Origin of the sequence: Lentzea indica (assembly GCF_012184385.1) — a bacterium.
In the GTDB taxonomy this organism is placed as follows: domain Bacteria; phylum Actinomycetota; class Actinomycetes; order Mycobacteriales; family Pseudonocardiaceae; genus Lentzea; species Lentzea indica.
In genome coordinates this window covers 1-14,723 of the sequence record NZ_VSRL01000225.1, presented here as the reverse complement: position 1 = coordinate 14,723, position 14,723 = coordinate 1, and the positions used below count along the sequence as shown (strand labels likewise).

Here is a 14,723-nt window from a genome sequence, read left to right as displayed (position 1 = left end):
AACGCCGCTGGCCTCGCTGTCCACGACCCGTCCGTCGAGCATGCGGCCGCGTGCCTTCAGCGTGTCGAGCAGCTCTCCCGCGCGGACGGCGACCTCGGCCTCGTCCTCGCCGTCCAGCTCGACGTACAGCCAGGCGTGGCCGTCCGGCAGCCCGGTGACCGAGCCGGGGCCGCGCCGCGCGCGCATGGTGGCGACGATCGCTTCGTCCATGCCCTCCACCGCGGTGGGCGTCCAGCGCAGGATCTCCGGCACGTCCTCGGCGGCGTCCACGACGTCGTCGTACCCCAGGGCCAGCAACGTCGCCGCGGGTGCCGTCGTCACGAGCCGCACGGTCGCCGCCACCACCACGGCGCACGTGCCCTCGGTGCCGACGAGCGCGCGAGCGAGGTCGAACCCGTTCTCCGGCAGGAGGTGGTGCAGCTGGTAGCCGGAGACCTGGCAGCGGGATGCGGCCCAGCTCGGTGCGGATCGGCGCGAGGTGGTCGCCGATCAACCGGCGGAGCCGGGCGTCCAGTGCGACGACCCGATCCGCCGCCGCGGCATCGAGCGACCGCAGTCCCGTGTGGTCCGCAACGGCGTGCAGACCGTCGATCGTGACGATCTCCAGTGACTCGATGTGGCTGCTGGTGCGCCCGTGCCGCACGGACCGGTTGCCGCACGCGTCGTTGCCGATCATGCCGCCGATCGTGCAGCGGCTGTGTGACGACGGATCCGGGCCGAAGGTGAGCCCGTGCGGCGCGACCGCGTCCCGCAGGTCGTCCAGCACGACGCCGGGCTCGACCCGCGCGGTGCGGGCGTGCGGGTCGACGTCGAGGATGCGGTTCATGCCGCGGGAGAACTCGAGCACGAGACCGGGACCGATGGCGTTGCCCGCCATGCTCGTGCCGCCACCGCGCGCCGTGACCGGCACACCCAGCTCCCGGCAGGCCCGCAGCGCCGCGGAGACCTCCTCGGGAGAACGGGGGAAGGCCACGGCGCGGGGCGCCACCCGGTAGTTGGAGGCGTCGTAGGCGTAAGGCGCGGTTCCTCCGGCCTCGGCCTCCACCCGCATGCCGGGTGCGGTCTTCGCGAGCAGGCGCACCAGCGGGTCGGCTGTCATGGTGCCGACGTCCCTGCTTCCACGGCGGCGGACCACGCCCGCAGGCCTTCGTCGACGGCGTTCTCGTCGATCACGAGGGCGGGGATCATCCGCACGACCTGGTTCCACGCACCGCACTGCAGCAGGAGCAGGCCCTGGTCCACGGCGGCGCGCTGGACGCGGCCGGCGGTCTCCGGGTCGGGGCTGCCGTCCTCGGTGACGAACTCCGTCGCGAGCATCAGCCCGAGGCCGCGCACGTCGCCGATGCCCGGTGTCCTGGCGGCGACCGCCTCCAGGCCTGCCCGCAGCCGCGCGCCCATCAGCTCGGCGTTCTGCACGAGCTTCTCCTCCTCGACGACCTCCAGCGTGGCGACGGCGGCCGCGCACGCCACGGCGTTCGCGCCGTAGGTGCCGCCCTGCGAGCCCGGCCAGGCCTTGCTCATCAGCTGCTCGCTCGCCGCGATGCCGGACAGGGTGAAGCCGCTGGCCAGGCCCTTGGCGGTGACGAGGATGTCCGGCGTGACACCGGAGTGCTCGTGGCCCCAGAACCGGCCGGTGCGCCCGACGCCGGTCTGCACCTCGTCCATGATCACGAGGAAGCCGTGCCGGTCGGCGCGCTCGCGCAGTCCTTCCAGGAAGGCGCGGGGCGCGGGCACGTAACCGCCCTCGCCCAGCACCGGCTCCACGATGATCGCGGCCGTGTCGGCGGGCGACGAGACCGTCTGCAGCACGTAGTCCAGCTCCCGCAGGGCGAACCGCACCGCGGTGTCCTCGTCCCAGCCGTAGCGGTAGGCCGTCGGGAACGGCGTGACCACGACCCCGCTCATCAACGGGGAGAAGCCGGACCGGAACCGGGTGCCGGAGGTCGTCATGGCGGCCGCGGCGACCGTTCGGCCGTGGAAGCCGCCGTGGCAGACGAGGACGTTGGGCCTGCCGGTGGCCTGCCGCGCGAGGCGCAGCGCCGCCTCCACGGCCTCGCTGCCGGAGTTGACGAAGAAGAGGCTGTCGAGACCCTCCGGCAGCACCTCGCCCAGCTTGCCGACCAATCGGCGCAGTGGCTGGTGCATCACCGTCGTGTACTGGCCGTGGATCAGGGTCGCGACCTGCTCCTGGGCCGCGGCCACCACCTTGGGGTGGCAGTGGCCGGTGCTCGTGACGCCGATGCCCGCGGTGAAGTCGAGGTACCGCCTGCCGTCCTCGCCGTACAGGTGGACGCCCTCACCGCGGACCGCGACGACAGGGGTGGCTTGGCGCAGGTGGGGCGACAGTGCGGTCATGGTCATCTCCCGGCCGAGTGGTCATTCGTTCGTGTTGCGGCCATCTGAGCGTCGCCGGAGCCAGGCACCCCGACAACGCGTGTTCTGTCCGGCTCCGGGCCGTTGTTTGGACGTTTTGTCAACCGCGAGCCCGCGAACTCGCCGCTCCACGACCGGACGAGGCATCACCGTCCGCTCTTGCGCAGGTGAGAGGCGCTTGTCAAAGTGGCGGCGTGCCCGAGAACCGAGACCCCGCGGCCTCCGCCCGGCTCACCGTGGCGGAGGTGCTGGCCCTGCCCGTGCTGGCCGCGGGCCTGCCGGAGGTCGTGGTCGGTGGGCCAGGACTGGACCGGCAGGTCCGCTGGGTGCACGTCACCGAGCTGACGACCCGGCGTCGTTCCTCAAGGGCGGCGAGCTCGTGCTCACCACCGGCGTGCCGCTGCCCAGCGACACCTCACAGGTGCGCCGCTACGTCGACGAGCTCGCTGACGTGGGCGCCGCGGCGCTGGTCCTCGAGCTCGTCCGCCGGTTCCACCGAGCGCCCGATGCGCTGATCCGGGCGTGCCGTGCCCGTGGTCTGCCGCTGGTCACGCTGGCCAGGGACGTCAACTTCCTGGACGTGACCCAGGTCGTCCACGCGCTGATCCTGGGCAACCAGGCCGAGGTTCTGCGCAGGACCCAGCAGATCCACGAGACCTTCACGGCTCTGACGTTGCGCGGCGCCGGCCCTGAGGACGTGGTGCGGACGGCGGCCGAGATGAGCCGTCGCACCGTGGTGCTGGAGAACCTCGCCCACCAGGCGCTGATCTGCGAAGCCGCCGGTGTGGACGCGGAAGAGGCGTTGTCCGGCTGGGAACCGCGGTCGAGAGCCGTCCCCGTCGAGGACCGCACGGGGGTCCTCGGGCAGGAACGCTGGTTGACGACACCCGTCGAGTTCCAGGGCGAGCGCTGGGGCCGGGTCGTCATGCTGCCGGGTGCACAAGCTTCCACTGCGGAGGACGTCACCGTGATCGAGCGCGCGGCGATGACGCTGACGATCGCCAGGCTCATCCACTCCACCGCGTGGGAACGCCGTGCGCACCGCAGCGTCCTGCGCGACATCGCCGAACAACGCCATCGCTCCCCCGCCGAGGCCCAGGCACGCGCCGCCGCTCTCGGGCTGCCGACCGGCGACGCGTCGTTCCTCGCCGTTCTGGTCGACACCCCGCACAACGCGACGGACGTCGAAACCCTGCTTGCGCAGTCACTCGAACGAACGGGTCTGGTCGGCACGCTCGCCGAGCACCGGGTCGGTGTCCTGCTCTCCTTGCGCCGCGGCCAAACTTGGCAGTCCACAGTGGAGCAACTGAGCCGGGCCGTGCGCGAGCGAGATGCCGGCGCGGTGGTGAGCGTCGGATGCGAGGTCTCGGACCTCGCGCACGTCTCGCGTTCGTTCCGCGAGGCGGGACACGTCGCCGATGCCGTGCTGCCGGGGTCCGCCGGCCAGCTCTACCACCAGCTGTCCGACATCGGCCTGCGGCACCTGCTCCACGCCCTGCGCGACGACGTCCGCGTCCAGAACTACCTCGAACGTCAGATCGGTCGGCTGGTCGAGCACGACGCACGGCACAGCACCGAGCTGCTGCCAACGCTGCGCCACTACCTCGACGCCGCCGGCAACAAGACCATCGCCGCACGCCGCAGTGGCCTGTCACGGCAGACGCTCTATGAACGCCTGCACACGCTGGAACGTCTGCTCGACCGCGACCTCGAAGTGGGCGAGCAACGCACTGAACTGCACGTCGCCCTCCTCGCGCTCGACGTTCTCCGCAGCCACCCCGGCTCGGCGTTCAGCCGGACGCAGGACTAGTCGGCGAGCCGATCGGGCATGCCGGCGAGTGCGACGAGGCCGGGATTCCCGAACTTGGTCGAGCGGGAGAAGCGGCCGTCGACGACGGTGAGCACCCACAGGCAGTCCGCCCGCAGCTCACCCGAGGCGTCGCGGCGGTAGCCGGCCATGGCGGGCTGGCCGTTGGCGCGGGTGGGCAGCAGCCGGACGTTCCCTCGGTTGGAGGCGAAGCCGCGTTCCAGGAACGGAATGCACACGTGCACGCCCTTGAACCAGACGGGATGCGGCACGGCTTCGAGGCTGAAGTCGTCGTGGATGACGGCGCGGATGGCGGTGGAGTCCCCCGCCTCGAACGCGGTGATGTAGCGATCGAGCAGCGCACGCTCGAGCTCCAGGTCCGGTGCCTCCAGCCGTTGGTCGGCCAGGTCCAGTTCGTCGAGTCGCCTGCGGGCCCGTTGCAGAAGGCTCTTCACGGCGGGAACGCTGATGTCGAGCGTCTCCGCGATCTCGGCGGCGGACCACGAGAGAACCTCCCGCAGCAGGAGCGCCGCACGCTGCCGCACCGGCAGGTACTGGAGTGCCGCGATCAACGCCAGCCGTACCGATTCCCGCATCACCACCGTCTCGCCCGGCTCGTCGTTGCGGTGGTTCAGCACGGCGTCGGGCAACGGTTCGAGCCAGGCGATGGACTCGTCGGTGTAGACGCGGACGCCGGGGTCGGTCGCCGGTGCGCCGAGGCCGGCGGGGAGCACCCGCCGGCTTCGATGGGTCAACGCGGTGATGCAGGTGTTGGTCGCGATCCGGTAGAGCCAGGTCTTGAGCGACGAACGTCCCTCGAAACCCGCCAGGCCGCGCACCGCCCGCAGGTACGTCTCCTGGACGACGTCCTCGGCGTCCTGGTACGAGCCGGTCATCTGATAGCAGTGCGTGACCAGCCCGTCGCGCAGCAGGCCGAACTCGTCGTGCAGCCGCACGCTGGTCAACGGTGTTGACGTGCTCCACGCCGTGTGCGGCGCGGATTCTCGTCCGTGCCGCTCACGCGGCACCTCGATGGCTTCCTGCTTCATCGACCTGTGCCCAACTGCTCGGTCTTACCTGGTCTCCACAGGCGTTTTGTGTCTCCGCCCGCCCGGCGGCGGCTGTCACGCTGTGTCGGTCGTGACGTTTCGAGGCTTCCGGTGTTGGTCCTTCGCCCCGCACACCAGCAAGTATGGGGATTGGGCACGCTCGGCCGTGACCGGCCTCCCGCGCGGGCCTTCACCACCGGGCTGAAGCCCGGCGCCCTGGCCAGCATTCCCCGTAGCACCTCAGCAGACACGTCACGCTCCTGGTCGCAGGTCCTCGACTCTTCATTGGACACCTCCGGCCGGGAAAAGGAATCGCTACCGCATGAGGTTCACCTCGGCGGCGAGCCGCTCAAGGGCTCCGCGCATGGCGGGCAGACCTCCTCCTCGGTAGAAACGGGGACCGTAGGACACCCGTGCCACTCCCAGCGACTTCAACGCCTGCAGGTCCAGCGAGTCGGTGGTGTTCCCGTTGACCGGTCCCCCTGCGATCAGCCGTTCGAGGTTCTCGCGGGTCGACCCACCGATCGGGTAGACGCAGTCCACGCCCGCGTCCCGGTAGAGACTCGCCCGCTTGATCGCCTCGTCCAGCCGATCGGGCTCGGGAATCCCGCTGGACGGCAGGAACACGTCGATCCTGGCGTTGATCACGATCGGGACCCCGGAGGCATCGGCGGCCGCACGCACCCCGGCGAGCCGGTCGGCCTGCGCCGCGGCGTCCAGGAGGCCGCCCGCTCGATGATCGGTGTCTTCGAGGTTGCAGCCGACAGCGCCGGCCTCGAGCAGCCGGGACACGAACTCGTCCGCCGCCAGGCCGTAGCCGGCCTCCGCGTCCACCGTCACCGGAACGGGCACGGCGGCGGCGATCCGGGCCACGGCCGCGAACATCTCCTGCCAGGGCGCCTTCTCGCCGTCATCGTGGCCGAGCGCGTCCGCCACAGCGGCGCTCGATGTCGCCACGACCGGGAAACCCGTCTCGGCGACGAGTTCCGCGCTCGGCTCGTCCCACGCGTTCGGCAACACGAGCATGTTCCCGTGGTGCAGCTCGCGCAGCAGGTCTGCCTGGGCCTTCAGTTCGGACATGTACTACCCCTTTCGTGGAATGACGGATCCGGCCAGCGCACCCACTGCCGCGAGGCCTGCACCGGTCAGGACGGCGGCGGTGAAACCGCGGGAGAACGCCTCACTCGACGCGTAGCTCCCGGCCGCGGTGAACCCGACGACCAGAACCGCCACGCCGAACGCCCCGCCGAGCTGCCGCATGGAGATGAAGGCGCCGGAGGCCTTGCCGAGGAACCGCGGCGCCACCGAGGTCAGCGCGGCGCTCTGCGCGGCGGGCAGGCACATCGCGATGCCCGTTCCGGACAGCACCAGCGGTGCCACGAGCGCCAGGTAACCGACCGAGGGGTCGGCGACGAGGGCGATCCACACCATGGAAAGGCTGTGCAGGCCGAGCCCCGCGACGATGAACGGCCGCTCGCCGAACCGGCCGATCGACCGTCCCACCCCACTGCGGGACGAGCACCGTGGTCAGCCCCCAGCGGCGCCAGCGCCAGCCCCGCGGCCAGCGCCCGTACCCCAGTCCCGTCTGCAGGAACTGGGCCATGAAGAACAGCACCCCGAACGCGGAGCTCCAGTGGAAGAAGATCACGACGTTGGCGGCAGCGAACCTGCGGGAACGGAACAGGTGCAACGGAAGCATCGGATGCGCCGCCCGGCGCTGCCAGCCGACGAACATCCCGATCGCCACCAGCCCCGCCACGGCGGATCCCACCACCTCCGCGGCGGCCCAGCCCGCTGTGTTGCCCTGGATCAGCGCCCACATGAGCCCGAACGTGCCGACGCCCGCCAGCACCAGCCCTGGAACGTCGATGGCGCGATCCGGTCCACGGCTCTCCTCGATCCGCGTCAGGGCGAGGTAGAGCAGCACCGCCCCCAGCGGAACGTTGATCCAGAAGATCCACGGCCAGGAGACCCCCGCCACCACGGCACCGCCGACCAGCGGCCCCAGCGGTACGGCCACCCCGCTCACGCTCGCGAAGACCCCGAGTGCCCTGGGCCTGAGCTCGGGCGGGAACGCGGCGCTCAGCAACGCGAGGGCGAGCGGCATGATGAACGCGGCACCGGCACCCTGGACCATCCGCCCGGCGACCAGCGTCTCGACGTTCGGCGCGACCGCACACACCAGCGATGCCACCGCGAACACCGTCACACCGGCCGCGAACACCCGCCGCCGGCCCCACCTGTCACCGGCGGCCGCAGCCGTCATGAGCAGCACGGCGAAGCTCAGCCCGTAAGCGTTGACCGTCCACTCCAGCTCGGTGATCGACGCACCGAGGTCCGTTCTGATCGCCGTCATGGCGGTCGCCACGACCAGCGCGTCGAGGATGACCATCAGCGACGCGATCGACGTGATCACGAGCACCCACGTGCGCCGCGATCTCTCCTCGACCACCGGCAGGTCTGCCGTCCCAACACTTGTGAACACGTCCGTCTCCCCTGGCTGTCCTGTCTCCGACCCTCTTCGGAGATATGGACACCGGGCGACCGCACAAGGAATCGGAGAACGACGCGGCGAGGTGCTCAACGCGCGCCGGGTACCGGAGCCTGCGCTGGACCTGCTCGCCGTGGGAGTGTCAGCTTCCCGCCTGCTGCCAGTCGGCGAACGGCGCGTCCGGACCGGGAGCCGTCTGCACGCGCTGGCGCAGGCGCATGTCGGCACCGAGGGCGAACACCCGCACGAGGCCCTGCGCGTCCACCACGGCCGACGGGCCGACCTCGAGGTAGCCACCGAGGTCCTGCCACGGCCCGAAGCCACCGGCCGCGTCCTGGCGCGCCAGGCTCAGGCCGTAGGCGTTGTTGCGCGCGAACGCCAGCGTCCTGCCACCGGCGGTCACCGCGGCGACCGGTCCCAGACCGCCCATGCCGCCGATGTTCACCAGCGTCGTCTCCCACGAGCCGTTCGCCGTCATTTCGCGCAGCGTGCCGACGGAACCGTCGTTGTGCCGGCGGGTGAAGATCCGGACCCGGTTGGCGTCCAGCGCCGTTCCGATGGAGGCGGAGCTTTGCGCGCCGGTCGTCAGCGCCTGGTAGATCGTTGTGCCACCGACGTTCTGGTACCAGTGGAACGCCCTGCCGTTGCCATCGGCGAAGACGTGCATGCGCCCGCCGGGCGCGGTGATCGCGGACGGCTGGGACATCGCCTTGCCGTTGCCGCCGGTCGCGGTGACCCAGCCGCTGAAACCGGTGCCCTCCTGCCACTTGTTGCCCAGCGTTCCGCTGCGGTTGACCACGTACAGCTCCAGCGACCCGTTCGAGACGGCCAGGACCGGCGTCTGGTAGGCGGGTGAGGAGTTGTTGGGGTTGCCGAGGGACGTCCACGTGCCGAAGCTATGCGCGCCGGCGGCGGTCTGCGTGCAGGTGCGGATCGCGGCGGTGTCCAGGTCGAGCACGGCGAGCTGCAGGCGGTTGTCACCGCGCATGGCCACCGCGACACCCGGTGCGAACGAGCCGGCCAGCAGGGTGGTGGGACCCGCCCACGCGCCGCCGTTCGGCTGGCGCCACCACATCAGCGAGTCACCCGCGGCGACGAACGCGTGGACGGTGCCCGCGCTGTCGATCGTGGCCCACTGGGGTGCGACCGGCCAGCGCTCGTAGCAGCGGGACAGGTTCACGTCGAACACGTCACCGCTCAGCGGGTCCATCTGTTTGTACTGGTTGTACGCGTTGGTCTTCGGCGTGCGCAGCGCGGCCGGCACGTTCACCGGTGCCTGGCGCGTGTTGTAGCAGCGGTAGCGGACCAGCAGCGCGAACTGGCGCCCGGTCGGGCCCTTGTAGGCCTTCACGGCCTTCTGCGCGAACTTCGCCGAGTGGATGTGGTCCAGGTGGTCCGGCATGCCGGCCGCGTAGCGGACGTCGTCGGGGAACGGGTCCTGGCAGCGGACGACGGTCGCCTGGAACTGCTGCAGCAGGCCCACCAGGACGTTGACCACGTCGGCCTGCCGGTAGGTCTGCACGCGGTTGGCCGGGCTGCCGGTCGGGACGATCGTGCTGGTGGAGTACGTGGCGCTGTCCCACAGCCTCTTCGTCGCGTCCTCGTGCAGGTCGTCACCGCCGTCCGGCAGGTTCAGGTAGACCAGCTGCACGGTCGGCCTGCCGTCGAGGGTGTTGACCTCGACGGTTTTGCCCGCGACGACCATCGCCGTGCGCGTCCACTGGCTCGGCACGCCCGCGAGGGACGCGTAGGCGTTGCGCTGACCCTTGTGCAGCTCGGCGGACAGCTGCTCGCGGGTCAGGTTGCTGGTGCCGTTGTACTCGTCCGCGGTGAGCATGATCGTCCTCACCGGACACCCCGACAGGATCGCCGGCTGGATGTCCGGGTTGATGAACAGCAGGTCGTCGTCCGAGTGCGCGATGATCTGCACGAAGCTCGCCCCCGTCGGCGCGGCGTGCGCCGTAGCGGCGTTGGCTCCGAAGGCCGTCACCGCGGCGGCGGCGGTGCCGGCCTTGAGGACCGTGCGTCTGCTGATCTTGGGCATGGACGGCCTCCGCGGTCTCCTGATGCCCGGACTTCGGTCGCCAATGAATCTTTGTTACACAGCGCAGTTGCGCACCGATACGACTTCGCAATCGATGGGCCGTTCAGGTGAAGCCCAGTAACCCCGACGGACATTCGGACGACTCCCATGCACCCGGACGATGCATCCACCGAGGCGTGGAGGAACCAATGGGACTACGAGCGCAGGAGCTTCGCCTCGCCCTTTGCATGCGAGGTGGTGTCAGCCTCGCCGTCTGGATGGGCGGAGCGTGCCGCGAGATCGCCGCCTTGCTCGCCGCCCGATCCTCAGAAAAGCCGATGGACAAGTGCGACGTTGTCCAAAAGAAGATCTACGAGTTCCTCCTGAGGCGTTGCGGCTACGAGACCGTGACGGTCGACATCCTCACCGGGACCAGCGCAGGCGGGCTCAACGGCGTGCTGTTCGCCACGCATCTCATGTACGGCACGCCTTTCGACAGCCAAATCCGGGACATCTGGCTGCAACTGGGAGACCTCGAAGGCCTCACTCGTAAACCCGACGACAAGGAACCCGACTCGTTGCTGCTGGGAACCGATGGGTTCTACGACAAGGTCTACAAGCAACTGCGCAGATTGGTACCGAAGTCGGATGCGGAGCAGAAGGCCAGGCGTCCGCGGTTGCTGCGGCTCATCCTGACGGCGACCCGGCTCTATCCGCGCAACGAATACCTCCGCACGTCGACCGGCACCCCGATGCTGGTCAACTGGTCGCGCGCGCACCTTGTGTTCCGCCACCACGAGAGCGGAACAACGAACACTTTCACCGATTTCCCCGACGAAGAGTCCGACCGCAACCAGGCACTGAGCCGCCTCGCCTACGCGGCGCGCACAACGTCGTCCTTCCCTGCCGCGTTCGAACCCGCCGAGATCGAAGTGGTCAACGGTTCGGGCGAGCACAACTTCTACGGCCTCATCAGCGAAACGTGCTTGCCGGACTCCGGTTCCCAACGCTGTGTGCAGCTGATGGACGGCGGCATTCTGGACAACGTCCCGCTGGCATGGGCGATCAGGGCGATCGCCGACGCACCCGCTGACCAAGCCGTCGACCGGTGGTTGCTCTACCTCGAGCCGGTGCCGGCCACGCTGCCTGAACCGCCCAAGGAGGAGGAACGCTCGCTGACACGGCTGGCCGGCGTCATCCGCGCACTGGTGCAGGCCAAGGCGAACAGCGAGTCCCTGCTGGAGGACGCGACCGCGCTGCGCGAAGCCTGGACGACGGCGCAGAAACTCCACGGCACAACAGCCGGCATACCTGGTGACCCGAGCTGCGCCGCTCTGCCCGGCGTGGACAGGAAGCGCTACGCCAGTGCGGTGGCCTGCGTCGAGGCCGACCGCCTCACGCGATTGATAGAGGATCCGATCTCGTTGGTCGGACCGGATCCGCTGCCGATTCCGGACACGGGCAAGTTCTCCGGCGACGAATCATGGCCGCTGCTCACCGCACTGCGCGGCACGGTGGATTCGTCTCTTGTGGGCACCGGATCCTCGTTCCGGTCACTTTCGGCCGCCGCTCGGGCGTCGCCCTGGCGCTGGACTGGATCCGGGCCGCTGAGGCACAACTGGGCGCGTCGCTCTCCACGCTCGAAGAACCACGAAGGAAGCTGTACGAGGCCAGGTTCGCCTGCGAGGTTCTCGTCGCGTGTCGCGATCGACTGCTCTTGCGAACCGGAGATCCCTCCTCAACCGACGTGGGCGAATGGGTGACGACCGCGGACCGATGGCTGCGGAGGATCGTCGAGCTCGAAGGCGGACTCAAAGACCTCGCCGTGGACAACCTGGCGGCGATCGCGGAGAGGGCAACCCGCAAAGAAGAGCCTGCCGCCGCCCCGTCTTCCGGGTCGCTCACGGCGATCATCTGGGAGCACGTCGCGGAACAGTGCCTCCTCATCCGCAAGGCGCTGACGGACGCGCGCGCCGTCACGCCGGGATTCCGAGCCTTGACCGAGGCACAGGACAGGGAGACCGTAATCCGGGTGCTCACGCATGCCGAGCACGTGCTCGGCCCACTGCGACCGGATCCACTCGCGGAGTCGACCCACATTCGCCTGCACACGATCAACGCTGCGGCAGACAACGCGATCTTCCCTGGCCTGCCCACCGAGACGAAGGAGAGGGTGAACGCGAAGCTGAGCGGCAACACCCTGATGAACTTCGCCAGCTTCCTGTCGGCCCGGTGGAGACTGAACGACTGGACCTGGGGCCGCATGGACGCGGCGTCAGCGCTCGTCGACGTCGTGGCAGAGCGGGATGGATTCGGCTCCACCGACCTGCGGGACGAACTGGAGCTCCTGCGCACCGACCTGGTGGGTGTCGATCCCAGGCTGAAGGCACTGATCGGAGAGTCCCTGCCGGAGGACGACCTCTGCGGTGACGCGGTGGCCCGCCTGCTCAAGCGGTGGCTGCAGTGGAACATAGTCCTTCAGGAAGTACCGCTGCTTATGACCCTGCAAGCGAAAAGTGTCGATGGCAATCCACTGCCAGACCTTGATGAGAGCGCGAAATCCGAGACGTTTACGCAGGACGACAAGGACGTTCTTCTGACGGTGGGCAAGGAGTCGGTCGCTGACCTGCTCACCAGGTCGTCGCTGCGGCGGACCGCCATGCGACTCGGACTCGTCGCCTGGCGGGCGGTGCAACCGGTCGGCAAGCTCTGGGCAGGCGCGTTCGCGGTGCTGAAACCTCTTGTGCTGCCACCGATCCTGGTCGGCTTCCTGGCGCCGGTCCCGAGCATGGTGGCGGCCGCACTGGGCTGGATCACCCTCACGGTGGCAACGGACGCACGGTTCAGCTGGCCGGGCCACCTCCTCGTGGTGCTCGGTGCGGGAGTCGCGGCGGCGTGCGCGCTCCTGCGCTGGTGGCCGAAGAAGAATGTCCGAACCACTGTGCTCACGTTGCTGCGCGGACTGTTCACCGTGGGTGTGGCGGCCGGCGGCGCCTACCTCTGGTTGCGCTTCGGTGCCGAGCTGACGTGGTTGAGACCGCTGGTCGTCATGGCGCTGACGGGTGTCGCGGTGGTGACCTCGTTGTGGAGTGTCACCGAGGCGTGGAGATCTCTCGCCATCGGGATGGCGTCCGGACTCTTCGCGGGTGTGGTTGTGGGTGCGGTGATCTGGTTGTCCTCCGAACCCCTCAACGGAGTCGTCGCGGCGCTGGCCATGTACGGAGCGCTCGCGGTGGAGACCGTCCTGCTCACGCGGTGGTTCCCGGCCGCGCGCACCGCGAGCACGCCCAGCGCCGCTGTCGCCAGCCAGACGTAGGTGTCGTACTTGTGCAGCCGCGTCACGAACACCAGGAACACAGCGACGGACGCTGGCCACGCGTTGCCGCGCACGGCGAGGAACACCAGCACGGGCACACACCACACCCAGTGGTGCAACCAGGACACAGGCGACGCCAGCAGTCCGGCGGTGGCGACGACGACAGCGCGACGAGGTCGTCGTGCGTGCGCCGTGCCACGAACACCGCGACGGCCACCACCACAGCGGCCAGCGACACCCACAGCAGCGTTTCGGTGCCCTGTTCGAGGCCCAGGCCGCGCAGGAGGCCCCGGATCGACTGGTTCGTCGACAACGACATGTCGCCGATCCGGTCGGGGTTCAGCAGTGAGTGGAACCAGTACTGCACCGAGTCCCTCGGCGTGGCGAGGAAACCCGCCACCACCAGGCCCGCGAACGTGACCATCGAGGTGATCGCGGCCCGCCGGTCGCGTTTGACCAGGAAGTAGAGCACGAAGATCGCGGGCGTCAGCTTGATCGCCGCCGCGACACCGACCAGGACACCACGCCAGCGCCGGTCCGTCACCAGCAGGCAGTCGATCACCACCATGGCCAGCAGGAACAGGTTGACCTGGCCGTAGCCGTACGTCATCCACACCGGGTCCAGCGCCGGCGCGACGATCGCGGCCACCGGGCCGAGCGTCCACCCGAGACCGGGGCGCACCTTGCCGGTCACCGCGACGCACACCGCGGTCAGCGCGACGAAGCCGAGCGCCACCACGAGCGGGTTCTGCAACCACTGCGGCACGATGCTCAGCCCGCTGAACAGCACCGCCGCGATCGGCGGGTAGGTGAAAGGGAGATCCGGGTCGAGCGGCGGCCCGGTGAAACCGGTGTACAGCCCGGTCCCGTCCAGCCAGGCGCGGCCGCCGAGGCGGTACACGTCCAGGTCGATCGGATAGTGGCCGGACCACGAGATCAGCAGCCCCACGAGCGCGGCCAGCCACAGCGGACCGACAACCCAGCGGCTTTTTGCAAGACGAATCATTTTGTGCGGAACTTCGCCGGTCGTCCGCATTGGTGAAGCGAGGGACACGCTTTCGAAATTAGTGACGGACAAAGCTGTTCACCTTGCTGAACAACCGGCAGAACCACCGGCAGAAGTGCTCTTGCCAGCAACGACACACCGCGCCGTGCGTCTCTTTATACGCATACTGCACTTGAGCGACGAGGGGACGCGAGAGTGAGCACAACGGCGTTCGGGGACTTTCTCCGCTTCTACCGGTCACGTGTTCCGCTGACACAGGAAGAACTGGCGGAGCACACGGGATTGAGCACGCGGGCGATCAGCGACATGGAACGCGGCCGCACGCTCAGCCCTCAGTTCCGGACCGTGCAGCTGCTCGTGCGCGGGCTCGGGCTGCGGGACGAGGAGGCCGCGGAGTTCACCGCGCTCGCCCGCGCGAGCCGGGTCTCGGCGGCGCAGGACAGGCCGGAGACACCAGTCGTGCCGTCCTGCTCGCTGCCGCCGGTGCTCATCGAGCTCACCGGCCGGGAGGCCGAGCGGCGGGTCCTGGACGGGTTCGCCGGCGACGCCTCGTCGTCGTCACGGCTGCAGATCGCGGTGATCAACGGCGCGCCCGGTGCCGGCAAGACCGCGCTCGCTGTCGACGCCGGGCACCGGCTGGGCGCCCGGTTCGCCGACG

At 69.5% G+C, this 14,723-nt stretch carries 12 protein-coding genes and 1 pseudogene; 5 read left to right on the top strand and 8 right to left on the bottom strand.

Translation table 11 applies throughout. From position 1 onward, the window contains the following. Positions 1-321: FAD-linked oxidase C-terminal domain-containing protein (locus tag FXN61_RS53365; RefSeq protein ID WP_281360808.1), on the bottom strand; the 321-nt coding region annotated here is incomplete at its 3' end. A gap of 157 nt (positions 322-478) precedes the next feature. Here FXN61_RS53365 and FXN61_RS54820 point away from each other — a divergent pair. After that, a complete protein-coding gene (locus FXN61_RS54820) occupies positions 479-610 on the top strand; it encodes a hypothetical protein (protein WP_281360807.1) in 132 nt (43 codons plus the stop codon). A gap of 33 nt (positions 611-643) precedes the next feature. On the opposite strand, the pseudogene FXN61_RS56670 reads toward FXN61_RS54820, so the two are convergent. Together FXN61_RS56670 and FXN61_RS38260 are read right to left on the bottom strand one after the other, a co-directional pair. Next, positions 644-1,051 (bottom strand): annotated as a pseudogene (locus tag FXN61_RS56670) (FAD-binding oxidoreductase); the annotation flags it as partial. A 44-nt stretch (positions 1,052-1,095) separates the two neighbouring features. After that, a complete protein-coding gene (locus FXN61_RS38260; RefSeq protein WP_167978795.1) occupies positions 1,096-2,355 on the bottom strand; it encodes an aspartate aminotransferase family protein in 1,260 nt (419 codons plus the stop codon). Between the two features lie 397 nt (positions 2,356-2,752). Here FXN61_RS38260 and FXN61_RS38255 point away from each other — a divergent pair, with 397 nt between their 5' ends. Beyond that, positions 2,753-4,183, top strand: a complete 1,431-nt coding sequence (locus tag FXN61_RS38255) for a PucR family transcriptional regulator (protein ID WP_312878322.1) — start codon at positions 2,753-2,755, stop codon at positions 4,181-4,183. On the opposite strand, the gene FXN61_RS38250 is transcribed toward FXN61_RS38255, so the two are convergent. From FXN61_RS38250 to FXN61_RS38235, 4 genes are all read right to left on the bottom strand, one after another. Further along, positions 4,180-5,229 (bottom strand): RNA polymerase subunit sigma-70, encoded by a 1,050-nt coding sequence (locus tag FXN61_RS38250; protein ID WP_167978794.1) that lies wholly within the window; start codon positions 5,227-5,229, stop codon positions 4,180-4,182. The genes FXN61_RS38255 and FXN61_RS38250 overlap by 4 nt on opposite strands. A 315-nt stretch (positions 5,230-5,544) precedes the next feature. Continuing rightward, complete coding sequence (locus FXN61_RS38245; protein WP_167978793.1) at positions 5,545-6,309, bottom strand: isocitrate lyase/PEP mutase family protein; 765 nt, start codon at positions 6,307-6,309, stop codon at positions 5,545-5,547. Between the two features lie 100 nt (positions 6,310-6,409). Further along, positions 6,410-7,714 (bottom strand): MFS transporter, encoded by a 1,305-nt coding sequence (locus FXN61_RS38240; RefSeq protein ID WP_312878321.1) that lies wholly within the window; start codon positions 7,712-7,714, stop codon positions 6,410-6,412. A gap of 148 nt (positions 7,715-7,862) precedes the next feature. Next, positions 7,863-9,764, bottom strand: coding sequence for a DUF8189 domain-containing protein (locus tag FXN61_RS38235; RefSeq protein ID WP_167978792.1), 1,902 nt, complete (start codon positions 9,762-9,764; stop codon positions 7,863-7,865). A gap of 188 nt (positions 9,765-9,952) precedes the next feature. Between FXN61_RS38235 and FXN61_RS38230 the strand changes: the two genes are divergently transcribed. Further along, entirely contained in the window at positions 9,953-11,506 is a 1,554-nt protein-coding gene (locus FXN61_RS38230; RefSeq protein WP_167978791.1) for a patatin-like protein, read from the top strand. After that, positions 11,503-13,059 carry a DUF3376 domain-containing protein gene (locus FXN61_RS38225; RefSeq protein ID WP_167978788.1) on the top strand — a complete coding sequence of 519 codons (1,557 nt, stop codon included), beginning with the start codon at positions 11,503-11,505 and terminating at the stop codon, positions 13,057-13,059. The genes FXN61_RS38230 and FXN61_RS38225 overlap by 4 nt, the downstream gene beginning before the upstream one ends. A 22-nt stretch (positions 13,060-13,081) precedes the next feature. On the opposite strand, the gene FXN61_RS38220 is transcribed toward FXN61_RS38225, so the two are convergent. Continuing rightward, complete coding sequence (locus FXN61_RS38220) at positions 13,082-14,065, bottom strand: glycosyltransferase family 87 protein (protein WP_167978790.1); 984 nt, start codon at positions 14,063-14,065, stop codon at positions 13,082-13,084. Between the two features lie 195 nt (positions 14,066-14,260). Here FXN61_RS38220 and FXN61_RS38215 point away from each other — a divergent pair. Further along, a partial coding sequence (locus FXN61_RS38215) for a helix-turn-helix domain-containing protein (RefSeq protein WP_167978789.1) occupies positions 14,261-14,723 on the top strand: 463 nt, incomplete at its 3' end.

Excerpts from the sequence above, each read along its gene's own strand:
- FXN61_RS38260 (WP_167978795.1), bottom strand. The coding sequence starts at position 2,355 with ATGACCGCACTGTCGCCCCACCTGCGCCAAGCCACCCCTGTCGTCGCG.
- FXN61_RS38250 (WP_167978794.1), bottom strand. The coding sequence starts at position 5,229 with ATGAAGCAGGAAGCCATCGAGGTGCCGCGTGAGCGGCACGGACGAGAA.
- FXN61_RS38245 (WP_167978793.1), bottom strand. The coding sequence starts at position 6,309 with ATGTCCGAACTGAAGGCCCAGGCAGACCTGCTGCGCGAGCTGCACCAC.
- FXN61_RS38235 (WP_167978792.1), bottom strand. The coding sequence starts at position 9,764 with ATGCCCAAGATCAGCAGACGCACGGTCCTCAAGGCCGGCACCGCCGCC.
- FXN61_RS38230 (WP_167978791.1), top strand. The coding sequence starts at position 9,953 with ATGGGACTACGAGCGCAGGAGCTTCGCCTCGCCCTTTGCATGCGAGGT.
- FXN61_RS38220 (WP_167978790.1), bottom strand. The coding sequence starts at position 14,065 with ATGATTCGTCTTGCAAAAAGCCGCTGGGTTGTCGGTCCGCTGTGGCTG.